This is a genomic window from Vibrio sp. 2096 (assembly GCF_033339595.1).
Classification (GTDB): Bacteria; Pseudomonadota; Gammaproteobacteria; order Enterobacterales; family Vibrionaceae; genus Vibrio; species Vibrio alginolyticus.
This window is the reverse complement of record NZ_JAWOUX010000008.1, coordinates 15159-29927: the sequence shown is the minus strand read 5'-3', so window position 1 is coordinate 29927 and position 14769 is coordinate 15159. Positions and strand designations below refer to the sequence as shown.

The window sequence follows — 14769 nt, the reverse complement described above, 5'->3', positions numbered from 1 at the left end:
ATGAAAAACATTTTTGCACTGAGTGCTCTTTCTCTCGCTTTCGCTTCTAGCGCTTTTGCTGGTTCTTCTTACGTAACAGGTAATGTTCAATTCCACGATGATGGTCGAATTCATGGTTCGGACGTTACGTCTACACTGGAAGCTGGCCATACTTTTGATAACCAATTCGGCGGCTTTACGGTTTACACCGAATTTGATGGTATTCAGTTGGGTAAACTGGAAACAGAAAACGGTGGCGCAGGTAACACAACACCAGCAATCACTGTGGGTGGTGAGCATTCATTTAATATTACCGATCATTTATGGGTTGCCGCGGGTTACCAACACCTGTTCTCTGCTGGCGAGAATGTACAGTACCGTCCATTGGTTAAGATCGGTTACAACTTCGATAACGGCATCTCCTTAAGTAACCGTACTCGTGCGCACATTGATGCGACAGACGCAGATGCGGATACAGATTACCGCATGGACAACCGCATCGGTTACGTGATGAATGAGGATGTGACGCTAAGCTACAACAACGTCTACATGATTGAAGCGGAAACCATGGACCACGAGCTTCGTGCAACGTGGACTCGTAAAGGTGTTCAACCTTACTTTGAGTTCCGTAGTCAAGCACACGGTGCAGAAAACGCGAGTGGTGACAGCCTAGTGAATAACGCTTTTGTATTTGGTGCCTCTTACGGCTTCTAATTTTATATTTGTCTTAACTGTCCATTAAGAAAAAGCCCAGCGGTTTATCTCGCTGGGCTTTGTTTTTATTGGTCGTTGCCTTCGTGGTGGCTATATTCGAACACTTGGCCTTTTTCGTTAAAGGCGTAAACGGTGTAGCTGTCTTTTTTGTCGCCATATTCCATACCAGGGGAGCCCATTGGCATGCCCGGTACTGATAGGCCTTTTGCGTTACGTAGTGGATTTTTCAAAAACGCTTTAATGTCTTCGGCTGGAATGTGACCTTCAAACAGATAGCCGTTGATCTCTGCCGTGTGGCAAGAGTAAAGCTGTTCATTCTTGATGCCTAGATCGCGTTTGATGGCGTTCATGTCATCGTGCAATTTTTCTTCGACCGTAAAGCCGTTCTCTTCCATGTGTTTTGTCCATTCTCCACAACAGCCACAGTATGGCGATTTATGGTTAATGACATCGGCTGCCAATACGTTGGCGGACACGGTCGCAAGCATTGCAAAGGTCAATAGTTTCAACTTCATAATACCCTCAAAAAGAAGTGGTTACTTTACTGAAAACAGTCGTAGTCGATTTGCATTACTAACGACAGTAATTGAAGACAGTGCCATTGCCGCTCCTGCGACAACAGGACTGAGCAAAAATCCAAACGCTGGGTAAAGCACACCAGCGGCAACTGGAATACCCAACGAGTTGTAAACAAAGGCACCAAATAGGTTTTGCTTCATGTTCTTAAGTGTAGCGCGAGAGAGTTCAATCGCATGTACTACCGCCATTGGTGACGTGTTCAGGATGGTCATTTGCGAACTTTCAATGGCGACATCACTGCCGCTACCCATGGCAATACCTAGGTTGGATAACGCGAGAGCAGGGGCGTCGTTAATGCCATCCCCCACCATTGCCACGACATGTCCTTGAGATTGAAGTTGCTCAATGTGCTGAGCTTTATCATCTGGCATTACTTGGGCAATCACTTCATCAATACCAAGTTCTTGGCCGATAGCATTGGCAACGTGTTGGTTATCGCCCGTCAGCATTACCGTTTTGATGCCTTGCGATTTTAATGCAGAGAGCGCTTGTTTCGCATCTGATTTGATCGGGTCGGCAATGGCGATCAGACCGATCAGTTCGCCGTTCAATGCCACAGCTACCGGAGTCCACGCATTTTTTGCGCATTCATCGATGGCAGATTTTAGTGCGCTAGTCTCGACGTTCTCTGCTTGCATAAATTGAAGCGAACCAATGAGTAGCGGTTTATCTTGATACGTCGCCCAAATGCCGCGCCCGCGAACGTTCTCAAACTTGTCTAATGAGACATCCTTTGCGTCGTGTCGTTTGGCGTAATCACATACCGCTTTTGCCAGTGGGTGCTCAGACTGACGCTCTGCCGCATACGCTAAAGCCAATAGATCTTCTTGGCTGGTGGCGTGAGTAAACACTTTCTGAACGCTAGGTTTACCTTGGGTAAGCGTGCCAGTTTTGTCGAACACAACCGTGTCGACTTTGCTTGCCAATTGCAGGGCGTCGGCGTCTTTGATCAGAATGCCGAGCTCTGCGGCTTTACCCACTCCCACCGTGACAGAAAGTGGGGTTGCTAAGCCTAGAGCGCAAGGGCAGGCGATGATCAGGACGGTTGTGGTGACCACCAGCATATAACTCGCTTTTGGCTCTGGGCCAACGGCAAACCAAACGAGCGCGGCCAGTATTGCTATGCCAACAACGACAGGGACAAACACCGATGAAATCTGGTCTGCCAGTTTCGCGATGGCTGGCTTACTGCTTTGCGCTGTGCGCACCATGCGGATGATACGAGCCAGCATGGTATTTGCGCCAATGCCCGTTGCCTCAATGACTAATCCACCATCGGTATTTAATGTCCCAGCAGACACTTGAGCCTCTTGCGCTTTTAACACTGGTACTGGTTCACCAGTGAGCATCGACTCATCAATGTATGATTCACCTTGAATCACAACACCATCAACAGGCACTTTCTCGCCTGGTTTGATACGCAGTTTCATGCCTAGCGTGATTTGCTCAACCGTTATTTGTTGATCGCCTTGTTCCGTGATTACCGTAGCTTGCTGAGGTTGCAGGTTAATCAGAGCTTGCAATGAGCGTGTTGTGTTTGCTTTGGCTTTTGCTTCTATATAGTGACCAAGAGAAATTAAGCCGATGATCATTGCACTCGCTTCAAAGTACACGTGGCGTGAAGCAAGAGGGAACCAGCCTGGGAAAATCACCACAAGCATCGAATAGAACCACGCTGCGCCAGTACCGAGCGCGACTAACGTGTCCATGGTGGCGCGCTTGTGAGTAGCAGCTAACCAAGCGTTACTGAAGAAGTGTTTCCCTGCTGTGGCAAGAAGGAGTAAACATACGATACCGATCACTCCCCAAGCTAATTGGTCGTTGGTGTTGCGAATCATCATATTGCCGCCAGCAACGCCCCAAATCATTAAAGGGGCTCCGACGACAAGGCCAGCAATAGCATCCAGTTTAAAGCGTTTTTGTTGCTGACGTTGTTGCTGTGCTTGCTTTTCTTGCTGGGTTGCGGCGTCTTGTAGGATCTCTGCTTGGTAACCGGCTTGTTTTACCGATTCAACAATTGCGTTAAGGAGGTCATCAGAGTCTTGGCTTGCGAATACTAGTGCGCTTTGTTCTGCAAGGTTGACCTGTGCTTTCTCAACACCTTCCACGTTAGTAAGTGCTTTCTCTACTGAAGATACGCAACTCGCACACGTCATGCCTTGAATCAGCATTTGCAATTGAATACTCGCTGGTGGCACCTGCGTATCTTTAATATTGCTTTGCTGTTCTACCTGTTCGGTCTCTGGTGAGCTTTCGTTCTCTACTTCAACAGAATCAAGGTTGGCGGTATAGCCGAGTGTTGCTATTAAGTCGATCACTTGTTGCTCGGAGAGGAGGGTACGAATCTCTAAGTGCGTTGTTGAAGCCTCAAAAGAAATAACGTCTTGATTAGATTCTAATAAAGATGAAAGTTTTTTGACGCAACCGCCACAGCTTAAGCCTGAAAGGTTTAGTTCGTAGTGATTTCCTGCTTGGTAACCAAGAGATTCAATCGACGAGACGAGCTCTTTAAGAGAAGACTCGGTTTTGACCTCTACTTGCGTCGGGGACAAATTGAGGATCTCCACATCGTGATTCGCATGTAAAGCATTCTCAACTTTTCTCGCACAGCCCATGCAGTTGAGCCCTGATAAAGGTATAACTAACTGATACATAATCTGCACCTCAATAGTAGTGATGCTATGAGCTTAAACCTTCCTGCAAGGGTAAGGTCAATACCCATTTGCTACTCACAACAATTTCGTCAAAATCTCTCGAATCCCACAAGTGCACGGTCATTTTACTTGCGAGTGATCTCAAGGTTTTTTCTCTTTGAATATAAAGTTCCGTTAAAACACCTAAAAGATGAATGAAGTCGCTCACGTTTTTTAGATGCTCTCAATGTCAGTTCAGTGTCAAAACGTACTTTTAACGTTTTTTATTTTTTATATTTGATTTTAACTAATTGTTTTTTATTGATTTATTTTATTTTTGATCTTCTCATTTTGAAGTCGCTCAGATTGCTGTAGGGAAAGTTTTTTAGTGCGAAAAAAGTTTGTCATATTTGCCCCGTCCAAACACTGTTTCAAGTTCCTGCCATGTCCTAGTTAGTGAATTTGAAAATGGAAAAAACTAAAAATATAGGGGTTTATAATGTCTTACCTAAAGAAAAGCCTACTTGCCACGGCAATTACCGGCATGATGTTCAGTGGTGCTGCATTTGCTGATGGTGCAAACAGTGACGCAGCAAAAGAGTTTCTAACCAAAGATTCATTTTCTTATGAAGTTTACGGAATCATCGCGATGCAGGCCGCGTACCGCGATTACGATTCTGGCAGCAAAGCAACGGACGATGATTTGGGTGGCATGCAGCTAAACAACGAGTCTCGTATTGGTTTCCGTGGTAAAAAACAATTTGCTAACTTCGACCCTACTTTTATTTGGCAAATCGAAGGCGGTTATGTAGACCCTAGCTTTGGTGGCGAGGGCGCAGGTCTTGGTGAACGTGACACATTCGTCGGTTTTGAAAGTGCATCTTGGGGGCAAATTCGCCTGGGTCGCGTTTTGACACCTATGTACGAATTGGTTGACTGGCCAGCATCTAACCCTGGCCTCGGCGATGTATACGACTGGGGTGGTGCTATTGGTGGCGCCAAGTACCAAGACCGTCAATCAAACACTATCCGCTGGGACTCTCCAATGTTTGCTGACAAATTCTCCCTAGATATCGCAGCTGGTGCAGGTGATAAAGCAGGTCTAGGTGAAGGGGATGACTACTGGGGTGGTATCGCAGCACACTACAAAATTGGTCCTATCCAGTTAGATGCGGCATATGAAGGTAACCGTAATATCAAGATGGAAAGCCAAACGTGGGAAAACAACACGTACTTGGTAGGGGCACAAGGCTGGTTTGATAACGGGATCTCTTTCTTTGCGCAATACAAATACATGGAAGCGGACGCAAGCAATGGTGTGAGTGAAAAGCAAGATGCAATGTCTGCCGCTATCATGTACACCACGGGTGATTGGCAATACAAACTGGCTTACGCCGCTAACTTTGATCTAGAGCGTGATGGTAAGAAAATTAACGATACAGCGGACGATGTGTTATCAGCACAAGTTATGTATTTCGTAGACCCATCGGCAGTGCTGTACGTACGTGCTCGTACTCTAGACTTTGGCGACGGTGCGTCTCAATTAGATAAACCAACAGAAGCACGTTGGAAGTCTGCTGACTACGACGAGTTCTCTGTAGGTGTTGAATACTACTTCTAATTAAAGAAGCAGCTAAAAGGGCGGAAACGCCCTTTTTATCTTGATACTTATTCAAATAAGCCTTTGAAATGACTGGCCTGTAAATTTTAGAGGCTTATCTAAATTGGTATAAAGTGAGAAACCATGATGAAAAAAACAACGACACTTCTCGGACTTTGCGCAATGCTTTCGGCGCCAGCTTTTGCTGCTCAACTCACTCTGCAATCTGAATTAGTTCCTCGCGTTCTCAACGGCGAGTTCGTCTACCCTGAGTGGATATCCAAGAACAACAGCATCGAGTTAAAAGATGGGGAAAACCAATTAGCGGTAACGGTTGGACAAATCGTATTTGAAGATGGAAAGCGCCGTAAATTCGATTCGCAGCCGCTGGTATTAGAGTTTGATGCAGAAAAAGACACCGAGCTTTCTCTGACTTATCAAACATTCCGTACTATTGAAGAGGCGAGAGCCTTCGAACTCGATCCTAAAGTGGTATTGAAAGACAAAAACGGAAAAGAAGTGGCATTCTCTATGGTTCAACTTCGTAAAGGTGGTTTGCAAGGTTTTCGTGATTACGAACGAGAAGTTGCCGACTATAATAACGCAATGAATAAAGAATCGACTAAGGCAAGCATTGCGTCTTCTCCAGCGGAAACCAAAACAATCAAAGCATCGTTTAATGAATTGAGCCGTGAAGAGCAGCAAGAATTTATGCAATGGGCAATGCGTAACCTGAAGTAATTTCGTCTCGTGCTTTAACAGTAAATAGCAGGGCTGTGCCTTTTTGGTTCTGCCCTGTTTTTATTTCTGTTGTCAAACCGATTGTAGAATTGACTTACGGTGGTAAAATGTCGCCACTTTTATCCTTGACATTACAACGAGAGATCTCTCGTTGCTCATTACCCCTAAGGAACTCAAATGACGGTTAAAACTCGTTTTGCTCCTAGCCCAACTGGCTATCTACACGTTGGTGGTGCGCGTACTGCACTTTACTCTTGGCTATACGCTAAAAACCAAGGTGGTGAATTCGTTCTACGTATCGAAGATACAGACCTTGAGCGTAACTCTCAGGAAGCGGTTGATGCAATTCTTGAAGGCATGGAATGGCTAGGCTTGGAGTGGGATGAAGGTCCTTACTACCAAACTCAACGTTTTGACCGTTACAACGAAATGGTTGATAAGCTTCTTGCTGAAGACAAAGCTTACAAATGTTACGCGTCTAAAGAGCTGCTAGATGAAATCCGTGCAGAGCAAGAAGCAAATAAAGAAATGCCTCGCTACGATGCTAACCATCCAAAAATCAAAGCAGCAAACGAAGCGGCAAAAGATGGTGATCCATGTGTTATCCGTTTCCGTAACCCGAAAGAAGGCAGCGTAGTATTTGATGATCAAATCCGTGGTCGCATTGAAATCCGCAACGATCAAATGGATGACCTAATCATTCGTCGTACAGACGGTTCACCTACTTACAACTTCTGTGTAGTAGTGGATGACTGGGACATGGGTATCACTCACGTTGTTCGTGGCGAAGACCACATCAACAACACCCCTCGTCAAATCAACATCTACGAAGCACTAGGTGCGCCAGTACCTACATTTGCACACTGTGCAATGATCCTGGGTGATGACGGCGCGAAACTGTCTAAACGTCACGGCGCTGTATCAGTCATGCAATACCGCGATATGGGCTACCTGCCTGCGGCACTAAACAACTACCTAGTGCGCCTTGGTTGGTCTCATGGTGACCAAGAAATCTTCTCTCAAGAAGAGATGATCAATCTATTTAGCCTAAACGCAGTATCTAAGTCAGCGTCTGCTTTTAACACTGACAAACTGCAATGGTTGAACAACCACTACATCAAGAACTCAGATCCTGCGTACGTTGCTGAGCATCTACAATGGCATCTAGACCAACAAAAACTAGACGTAACGAATGGTCCTGCTATTACTGACGTGATCAAGCTGGTGGGTGAGCGTTGCAACACACTAGTTGAGCTAGCTGAGCAAATCCGTTACTTCTATGAAGATTTCTCTGAGTTTGAAGCGGGCGCAGCGAAGAAACACCTACGTGGCGTGGCTAAAGAGCCTCTAGAACTTGCATTAGCGAAAGTGGAAGCACTAACTGAGTGGACGACAGCGAACATCAAAGATGGCGTTATCGCAGCAGTATGTGAAGAGTTGGAAATCGGCATGGGCAAAATCGGTATGCCATTACGTGTTGCTGTAACAGGAGGCGGTCAGTCTCCTTCTGTCGATGCAGTAATGGAGCTGGTTGGAAAAGAGCGTTGTATTGCTCGCATTAAGATGGCGCTTGAGTTCATTGCTGAGCGTGAAGCAAACGCATAATTGCTTTGAACTGAACGTTCTTTTGAATAAATAGTCACAAAGCCGCGGTGAGCAACCGCGGCTTTTTTGTATCTTCAATTTAGATAACGAGAAACTTTCTCTCATATTGGTGAATGAAGAGATGGTTTCACCTGTAATTTACCTCAATATGGATAAGATTTTTTAATCCAAATATCGTTGGCATGAATAAAAAACGAGCGATTATATATCAAGTATCTGATTGATTTTTATCCATGTTCCTTAAAGTTCCATTTTGTTTGTCTCATTTTTAAGAAAAACCTTTGCTTTAGCTATGTTGTTTCAAAAAATAAAGCAAACGTTTGCGTCGTGATTGCGTGGGGATTTTTTTGCTTAAGATCACATGTTGTCGAGATTTTTGATGACAATAAATTGACAGAATTGGGATTTTTCTCGCGATTTCTTAGCGTTATAGTTCATCCCGTCAGCGATACCGAGATGGCGATATGTATCACTGAACAGGAAATGTACGTAAGTTGCTTCCATAAAAAAAATGCATGTGCATAAAAAGAAGCTGACTAAGTATCTCACTCAAGGAATGAATAAAAAGAATTGAAATACAACGTCAGTCAGACGGCGCATTTCGGCATCTAACAAAAGAACTTCTTTAGAGGAATCAATAATGAAAAAATTAGCAGCGGTAATTTCAGCGTCTCTACTTATGGCTTCAGCAGCACAAGCAGAAGTATACGTTGGTGGTAAGATGGGTAAGTCATGGATGGAAGACGCGTGTGTAGCGGGCCAGGCTTGTGACAAAGACGATTCTACTCTTGGCGCTTTTGTTGGTTACGAAATGAATAAATACTTCGCAGTAGAAGCGGGTTTCGACAACATCGGTGATTTTAACCAAACTTCTTTCGGTGGCCACGTAGAAGCAATCACTCTTGCTCCTAAATTTAGCCTACCAATCACTGAAGACATCGCACTTTACGGTAAAGTGGGTGGCGCTTACGTAATGTTTGATGGCAAAGATGATTACTCTTACCTAGGCGCGGCTGGTCTTGAATTCAACCTAAGCCAAAACGTAACAGCTCGTGCGGAATACCAAACACTGACTGACATCAGCAACGATGTAACTCGTGCGACAGGTAACACTGCAACACTAGGTGTTTCTTTCAAATTCGGCGGCAACGATGAGCCAGTAATCGTAGAAGAGCCAGTTGTTGTTGAAGAAGTGGTTGTAGAAGAAGTGGTAGAAGAGCCAGTAGTTGTAACGAAAACATTCGAAACTCAAACAATCGGCACTGGTAGCTTCGATCTAAACAGCACAACTCTAAAACCAGAGAGCGCTGCAAAACTTGATAACCTAGTTGCTTTCCTAAACGAGCACCCACAAGCGAACGTTGAAGTTGTAGGTTACACAGATACGTCTGGTCCAGCAGCTTACAACCTAAAAGTTTCTGAAAAACGTGCTGAGTCTGTTGCTAACGCACTCGTTGAAAAAGGTATTGATTCATCACGTATCCAAGCTCGTGGCGAAGGTGAAAACAACCCAATCGCTTCAAACGACACTCGTGAAGGTCGTCAACAAAACCGTCGCGTAGAAGTCGTTGTTCCAGAATTTGAATACCAAGTTCAGCAATAAGCTCCTATTCGACCGTAGTATAGAAGACTGAAGCTGAAAGCCCCAAAGAGTTCGCTCTTTGGGGCTTTTTATTTCTCTTCAAAAAACTGACTGAAATGTTCAAAGTGGCCAGGTATTACTTAAGATCAATGCTGTTTAAACGCCCCATAAATGTCAGGATCTCCAAGTTATCTTTATGTGCTTCTAACAACGCTTTTTTGGTTTGCATGTAGGCGGCAAGTTTGCCGTACTTACTAATAGAGCGAACCACCGTTTTATATTTATACTCACCGTCATCATTGAACTCTCGCCACTTGGCGATGTAACACGTATCTCGGTTGTCAGGGTTTTCAAGAGTAGGGTTAGGCTTGTGAACGATTTTAGGCTCAACGCTATGTGGAAGCCTAGTCATTAGGTAAGGGTCTTTCAAAAGACGTCGCCAGAATTTGCCCCACATTTGCCGGCCTAACTCGTTTCTCAGCTTAATGGCTTTTTGTAAGCCTTTCTTTTCTCCAATACGAACAAATCCTACCGAGCGGTGTAGTACCGTATCCTCGGGGGTATGGATATGTATCTTAAAGGCTGTCTTGCCTTTAGAAATAAAGCGGTGTCCAGTGTTAGTTATTAAATTGCTCTTAGACATAGTGCTAACTAATAATTTTATTAATAGCTAAAAGGGTAAGCAAAACTCATAGATAATTAAAGTAATAAAATACAAAACTGTAAATAGGGCTTGTTGAAATGATTTCAAGGGGAAGAAGTCAGATCAGTAGAAGGGTTTATCCCGTAACCGAAACACCCGATCCGATCATATTGATTACTGGGAAGATTATCTAACACGGTGTACTAGGGGGAGCAGTGCGAGGCTTGAAATTGAAGATACAAAAAAGCCTTAGCTCAAGTGGGAGCTAAGGCTATGATATGGCGCCCCCAGTAGGATTCGAACCTACGACCTGTCCCTTAGGAGGGGACTGCGCTATCCAGCTGTGCCATGGGGGCGTAATACCAATAGTTGCAGTTCATTGCACTGTTTTACTGAGTTCAAATCTAGCAATCTACCAGATCTGTATCAGCATCACGTTGAACGATTCGCTACGGTCATTGGTATAATCAAATAAGATGCGCTGCCTATGATATTCAAAAGTGAGCATATCTCAAGACTTAATGTTTGCTTTTATAGGATCTTGTTCATTACGTCGCCAATTTGAACGCTAGATGCTAAATTTGGCTGATCAATCGTCAGTTCCGCTTCGTGTTCGTATATGCGTGATACCGTTAATGTAATTTCGCTTTGCGAGACTTTGTTTCTTGGCAATCCATTTTGGTCGATAAACGACGCGGTGTGCCAAAGCTGCAATTTGTCTCCCTCTTTTACGCCGTGCATACGGCCGAGATCCATCGTTACGGTATTACCGAAGACTGCCACAACCTCTGGCAGTGTAATTTTGCAAGATAGCTCCGACTCCAGATCCAACATAATATTGCGACTAACGCGAAGCATCATCTCGCCATAGGTCGATGCCCAAAAACGTGCACTACGAGTGTCCACTTGACTCGTCTTAGCAAATGGCCAACGCGCGACCTCACGGTAGGCTTTGTTGAAGATTTCATGGCCAGTTTTACCATCAAATACTTTCATTTCTAACGCAAACTGACGATTGATGATGTCATCTTGCAATAGTTGAGATTCGACCGTTGCAGTGAGATCGGTGATGACCCCTCCAATGATGTATTGTGCGCCATTGTCTTGCGCGATCATTTGAGTGCGAGCAGGATAGTTGCTGCTTATTGAGTAGTCCGTTGTACCAACAGACACAAAGCTGCGTGAGGTTTGATCAAGTTGACGGTTCACTACGTGGCTAAAATCGTCACCAACTTGATAAATTTGTCCCATCACTGCTTGTTGTGGTGATGCGACCTCAATATTGCCGACCAGCATTGTCTTTTTGTATTGATCGGTGTGGCAACCCGTTGCCGATGGATAAATATCAACGCGGATTTTTACCTCGACTTTACCGCGACGTTTGCGTTCAGACTCGACCAAAATGTAACGGACTTCATGATTGGTAAACTGGTATTCGTTGCGGCTTTCTTCTAATAGCGGCATCAAGTTGCTAATACTGCCAATATCTGCGCCCGAAAAATTGACGGCTTTGAACAGCGCGTCTTCCAACGCATGGAGCCTTGCCGTCTCTTCTGAAGAAACGATGGTGGCAACGCCTGTGACTTCATACCAAGATGCCATTACCTTAAAAGGCACAAGCATCACTAAAGTGATTGAAAACAGACTGTTTAATATTTTTTTCATTGGTTACAACCGTTCGGGTATAAATATTGCTTTAACAAATTCAGTGAAGTTTGGTGGGTTTTTCTTCGTTAGGCAAACAAAGAAAAGCAAAGACTGTTCCAATATTCACTTTCTTGGAAAGGAATTAATAAAGAACGGTATCACCTAAGATTATCTGGAGAATCAAACCATGAAAAAGTGGCTTGTCGCCGCATCGATGATGACGCTTCTGACATCGTGCGCGTACTCACCGATTTACAATGGTAAAGAACCGTACTCGGGAAGCCAGTTCATGCTGATGGATAGTCCGCGTCATACGATGGACTTTTTCATTGAGAGCATGACAGAAGACCTGATGGTTTCTAATGTGGCAGTATCAGCGCGGACACCGATTGCGATTACCTCGTTTGTTGATCTACAAAATATGGATGCAACAAACTGGTTAGGTAACTCGGTCTCTGAAGGTTTTATCCATCAGTTTCAGCGCCGAGGGTTTAAAGTGGTTGATTTCAAAACTACGGGCTCTATTCAAGTGACGCAGCAGGGCGATTTTGCTTTAAGTCGTGATTGGCAAGATTTAGCTCAAGAGCAGCAAATTCAGTATGTACTGACCGGAACAATGCTGCGCCAAGAGGGCGGAGTGCTTGTCAATGCACGCGTGGTTGGCATGCAAAGCCGTGTAGTTGTAGCGACAGCGCAAGGTTTCCTTCCGGCTGACCGTATTGGGCGTGACTTAGATACGTTAAATAGCATCCGCACACAAGATGGTGTGTTGATTCGTTCTGACCCTACTATTCGTCAGCCGTACACTGTGATTCTCCGTCCATAGGATAGAAGCATGAAGAAGTTATTATTTATTGTTGCCACACTGATATTGGTTGGGTGTCAGCCATTACAACAGATGCGTCAAGATGAAATCTTAGTGGCGGTGGGTTATGCCAGCGTCAGTGAGCAAACAGGCCGCACAGTTGAAGAAAAGCGTGTACGAGCAATGCGCGCATCAAAAATTGATGCTTATCGTGAGCTAGCAGAGCAAGTTTATGGCATGCGTGTTAGTGGACGTGCAGAGCTGCAAGACCAGCGTTTGGGTATTGAAAGCACCACTGGTGCCGTCGATGGTGTAATTCGTGGTGCAGAAGTTGTGCGTAGTTATCTTGTTGAAGACAGTTATGTGACTGAGCTGCGCCTGGATATCCGTAAGATGGATAAGCTACGTGATTATGGAGAAGTTCAGCAGGTGCCTGAGAAGCGTCAGCAAACCTTGTTTTAAACCATTTCACTAGACAGATAATCTTTTTGAGCGGCTGATTGGTAACAATGAGTCGCTTTTTATATCTACGTGAGCGCGGGAATTGAGGGTAAGAGTGACGTTTAAGCTTTTATATTGGTGCCAAGCGTCGAGATGGTGTGGGTTTTTCCGCCCGCATTGTAGGTCATGCCAACTTTGCCATGAGTTCGCTGAAGCATGTTGTTGAGTTTATTGAAGCTCAGCTGTGCGCGACTAAGCGATTCGCCATTTACTTGGTTAACTTGTTGACAGTCGAGGACGATCGATTGGATCTGAGCAACAACCTGACTTAGGTGCTCATCTTCAGTAAGTTGATTGACGTGCGGGTGAGAGGCGATTCGCTGATCAGTTGTTCTGAGCTGATCAATGAGCGTCATCTTCTGTTTGGCAATGTTCTCAATCTCGGTAGAGACACGCGCCGTGATTGCTTGTGTTTCTTGGCGTAAAACAGCGGAAAGTGCCTTAGCATTTTCTAGCTGGAAATTAACGAGATCGACTAATGCTGCCATAAAATACTTACCTTCGGCCTAAGTCAGTTAGCTTTTGCCTTGCAATTCGTTTTCAAACTTAATCATGTTGTCAGCCAATTTTTCAGGATCGACTTTGTATGAACCGTTTGTGATAGCTTCTTTGATTGCTGCAACTTTGGCGCTGTCATATGCCGGAGAAGCTGCCATATCCTTCTGGAGTTTACTGACGGCTTTACTTTGCTGGCTGAGTGATACTGCGTCTTGTTGCGCTGGCGCCTTTTTTGATTCTGTCGTGCTGGTAGCATTGGAATCGTTACGTGCAGGTGCGCGACTTGTTGTCGTCATCATTTGCCCTGAACGTATATTATCTATACCTGCCATGTTTAACCTTTGCCTTGTATCGTAATACTGGTATCCAGACTATCGACCAGCGCAAAAATAACTTTAGTCATTTTTTGCATTTTTATTGATCAGTTTAAACACGCTACCAGTGGGTATTAAAAATTAACAGTGATTTCCGCAATGTCAGTCACTATGCCTTCTATTATACGTTGTGACTTATCATTTTTCACTCTTACTTGATCGCCAGCTGAACCATCCTGCAATGCTGTGCCTTGCGTTGTGATCGTCATGCCAGAATTCACCGCTTTGATAATGACCTTTTCATTTCGGCATACCACACAAACATCATTTCTCTCTACGACATCGCCTAAACGAACGTTACGCTTTAGCTTTGCCCCAACCACTTGATCGTAGCTAGAAAATCCATCTTTACGAAAGCGCTGTAGCTCGATCATGGAAGTGGTAACATCCGATGCGCTGACGATTTCTCCTCTCCCTAATGTTCGTGTCGCGACGATCATTGGTACTGATACCGAGATCCTCACAGGGACATAGACTTTCCAGTCATCCGGTTGGCATTCCACTAACACATTGATGTTACTTCTCGTGCTGCTGGTGGAAGAGGCAGATGTATCTAACGGAACAGGGCAATCCGTTGCTTTTATTCTCGAGTCGATCTCTGCCGCATTAACAGATAGCTCGCCACCATCAGGCTGATCAACCGTAGCAAGAATATGTTGTTCTGCTGCTGTTTTTATTTGCTCGATCTGATTATCTGAAGCTGAATGAACAAAAAAGCTAAACATACTGAGCAAAATGCCGATAGACTTAGCGTACTTTGTAATTAGCGCTCTACATATTGTCATAGTCAATGGTGTCGAAGTGAAAGTGAAATACGCCATACTGTCTCCCTGGTATCGTGCTTGCCAGTGGTAGAGTATCATTTAAA

14 protein-coding genes and 1 tRNA gene are annotated in these 14769 nt (G+C 44.7%); 7 read left to right on the top strand and 8 right to left on the bottom strand.

What is annotated here, in order from left to right; all coding sequences use genetic code 11:
- Entirely contained in the window at nt 1-693 is a 693-nt protein-coding gene (locus R7Q41_RS15630) for an oligogalacturonate-specific porin KdgM family protein (protein ID WP_318144570.1), read from the top strand.
- Between the two features lie 65 nt (nt 694-758).
- Here R7Q41_RS15630 and R7Q41_RS15625 read toward each other — a convergent pair whose 3' ends face one another.
- Together R7Q41_RS15625 and R7Q41_RS15620 are read right to left on the bottom strand one after the other, a co-directional pair.
- On the bottom strand, nt 759-1208 hold the full coding sequence (locus tag R7Q41_RS15625; protein WP_318144569.1) for a DUF411 domain-containing protein: 450 nt from the start codon (nt 1206-1208) through the stop codon (nt 759-761).
- Nucleotides 1209-1229: 21 nt separating this feature from the next.
- Nucleotides 1230-3926, bottom strand: a complete 2697-nt coding sequence (locus tag R7Q41_RS15620; RefSeq protein ID WP_318144568.1) for a copper-translocating P-type ATPase — start codon at nt 3924-3926, stop codon at nt 1230-1232.
- A 478-nt stretch (nt 3927-4404) separates the two neighbouring features.
- On the opposite strand from R7Q41_RS15620, the gene chiP reads away from it, so the two are divergent.
- The 4 genes from chiP (at nt 4405) to R7Q41_RS15600 (ending at nt 9454) form a co-directional block, all read left to right on the top strand.
- Nucleotides 4405-5526, top strand: a complete 1122-nt coding sequence (chiP, locus tag R7Q41_RS15615) for a chitoporin (RefSeq protein WP_005382007.1) — start codon at nt 4405-4407, stop codon at nt 5524-5526.
- A gap of 123 nt (nt 5527-5649) precedes the next feature.
- The gene (locus R7Q41_RS15610; RefSeq protein ID WP_005382008.1) at nt 5650-6246 is read left to right on the top strand and encodes a DUF2057 domain-containing protein; all 597 of its coding nucleotides are present in this window, start codon (nt 5650-5652) and stop codon (nt 6244-6246) included.
- Between the two features lie 177 nt (nt 6247-6423).
- Nucleotides 6424-7851 carry a glutamate--tRNA ligase gene (gene gltX, locus R7Q41_RS15605; protein ID WP_005384075.1) on the top strand — a complete coding sequence of 476 codons (1428 nt, stop codon included), beginning with the start codon at nt 6424-6426 and terminating at the stop codon, nt 7849-7851.
- A gap of 640 nt (nt 7852-8491) precedes the next feature.
- Nucleotides 8492-9454: an OmpA family protein gene (locus tag R7Q41_RS15600; protein ID WP_005382010.1), complete on the top strand. Its 963-nt coding sequence runs from the start codon at nt 8492-8494 to the stop codon at nt 9452-9454.
- A gap of 115 nt (nt 9455-9569) precedes the next feature.
- Here the strand turns inward: R7Q41_RS15600 and R7Q41_RS15595 are convergent, their stop codons facing one another.
- The 3 genes from R7Q41_RS15595 to R7Q41_RS15585 all read right to left on the bottom strand — a co-directional run bounded on the left by R7Q41_RS15595 (nt 9570) and on the right by R7Q41_RS15585 (nt 11741).
- Entirely contained in the window at nt 9570-10076 is a 507-nt protein-coding gene (locus tag R7Q41_RS15595; protein WP_005382011.1) for a hypothetical protein, read from the bottom strand.
- Between the two features lie 279 nt (nt 10077-10355).
- A tRNA-Arg gene (locus R7Q41_RS15590) sits at nt 10356-10432 on the bottom strand.
- A gap of 175 nt (nt 10433-10607) precedes the next feature.
- Nucleotides 10608-11741, bottom strand: a complete 1134-nt coding sequence (locus R7Q41_RS15585) for a flagellar assembly protein FlgT (protein WP_005382012.1) — start codon at nt 11739-11741, stop codon at nt 10608-10610.
- 169 nt (nt 11742-11910) lie between these two features.
- Here R7Q41_RS15585 and R7Q41_RS15580 point away from each other — a divergent pair, with 169 nt between their 5' ends.
- Nucleotides 11911-12549 (top strand): FlgO family outer membrane protein, encoded by a 639-nt coding sequence (locus tag R7Q41_RS15580; RefSeq protein ID WP_005382013.1) that lies wholly within the window; start codon nt 11911-11913, stop codon nt 12547-12549.
- Nucleotides 12550-12558: 9 nt separating this feature from the next.
- Complete coding sequence (gene flgP, locus R7Q41_RS15575; RefSeq protein ID WP_005382014.1) at nt 12559-12990, top strand: flagellar assembly lipoprotein FlgP; 432 nt, start codon at nt 12559-12561, stop codon at nt 12988-12990.
- 101 nt (nt 12991-13091) lie between these two features.
- On the opposite strand, the gene R7Q41_RS15570 is transcribed toward flgP, so the two are convergent.
- The 3 genes from R7Q41_RS15570 to flgA all read right to left on the bottom strand — a co-directional run bounded on the left by R7Q41_RS15570 (nt 13092) and on the right by flgA (nt 14722).
- Nucleotides 13092-13517: a flagella synthesis protein FlgN gene (locus tag R7Q41_RS15570; protein WP_005382015.1), complete on the bottom strand. Its 426-nt coding sequence runs from the start codon at nt 13515-13517 to the stop codon at nt 13092-13094.
- A gap of 27 nt (nt 13518-13544) precedes the next feature.
- Nucleotides 13545-13859, bottom strand: a complete 315-nt coding sequence (gene flgM / locus R7Q41_RS15565; protein ID WP_005382018.1) for a flagellar biosynthesis anti-sigma factor FlgM — start codon at nt 13857-13859, stop codon at nt 13545-13547.
- Nucleotides 13860-13975: 116 nt separating this feature from the next.
- Complete coding sequence (gene flgA / locus R7Q41_RS15560; protein ID WP_005382020.1) at nt 13976-14722, bottom strand: flagellar basal body P-ring formation chaperone FlgA; 747 nt, start codon at nt 14720-14722, stop codon at nt 13976-13978.
- Nucleotides 14723-14769 lie beyond the last annotated feature (47 nt).

What these genes read in the sequence shown, in the direction of transcription:
- R7Q41_RS15630 (WP_318144570.1), top strand. Translation starts at nt 1, where the DNA reads ATGAAAAACATTTTTGCACTGAGTGCTCTTTCTCTCGCTTTCGCTTCT.
- R7Q41_RS15625 (WP_318144569.1), bottom strand. Translation starts at nt 1,208, where the DNA reads ATGAAGTTGAAACTATTGACCTTTGCAATGCTTGCGACCGTGTCCGCC.
- R7Q41_RS15620 (WP_318144568.1), bottom strand. Translation starts at nt 3,926, where the DNA reads ATGTATCAGTTAGTTATACCTTTATCAGGGCTCAACTGCATGGGCTGT.
- chiP (WP_005382007.1), top strand. Translation starts at nt 4,405, where the DNA reads ATGTCTTACCTAAAGAAAAGCCTACTTGCCACGGCAATTACCGGCATG.
- R7Q41_RS15610 (WP_005382008.1), top strand. Translation starts at nt 5,650, where the DNA reads ATGATGAAAAAAACAACGACACTTCTCGGACTTTGCGCAATGCTTTCG.
- gltX (WP_005384075.1), top strand. Translation starts at nt 6,424, where the DNA reads ATGACGGTTAAAACTCGTTTTGCTCCTAGCCCAACTGGCTATCTACAC.
- R7Q41_RS15600 (WP_005382010.1), top strand. Translation starts at nt 8,492, where the DNA reads ATGAAAAAATTAGCAGCGGTAATTTCAGCGTCTCTACTTATGGCTTCA.
- R7Q41_RS15595 (WP_005382011.1), bottom strand. Translation starts at nt 10,076, where the DNA reads ATGTCTAAGAGCAATTTAATAACTAACACTGGACACCGCTTTATTTCT.
- R7Q41_RS15585 (WP_005382012.1), bottom strand. Translation starts at nt 11,741, where the DNA reads ATGAAAAAAATATTAAACAGTCTGTTTTCAATCACTTTAGTGATGCTT.
- R7Q41_RS15580 (WP_005382013.1), top strand. Translation starts at nt 11,911, where the DNA reads ATGAAAAAGTGGCTTGTCGCCGCATCGATGATGACGCTTCTGACATCG.
- flgP (WP_005382014.1), top strand. Translation starts at nt 12,559, where the DNA reads ATGAAGAAGTTATTATTTATTGTTGCCACACTGATATTGGTTGGGTGT.
- R7Q41_RS15570 (WP_005382015.1), bottom strand. Translation starts at nt 13,517, where the DNA reads ATGGCAGCATTAGTCGATCTCGTTAATTTCCAGCTAGAAAATGCTAAG.
- flgM (WP_005382018.1), bottom strand. Translation starts at nt 13,859, where the DNA reads ATGGCAGGTATAGATAATATACGTTCAGGGCAAATGATGACGACAACA.
- flgA (WP_005382020.1), bottom strand. Translation starts at nt 14,722, where the DNA reads ATGGCGTATTTCACTTTCACTTCGACACCATTGACTATGACAATATGT.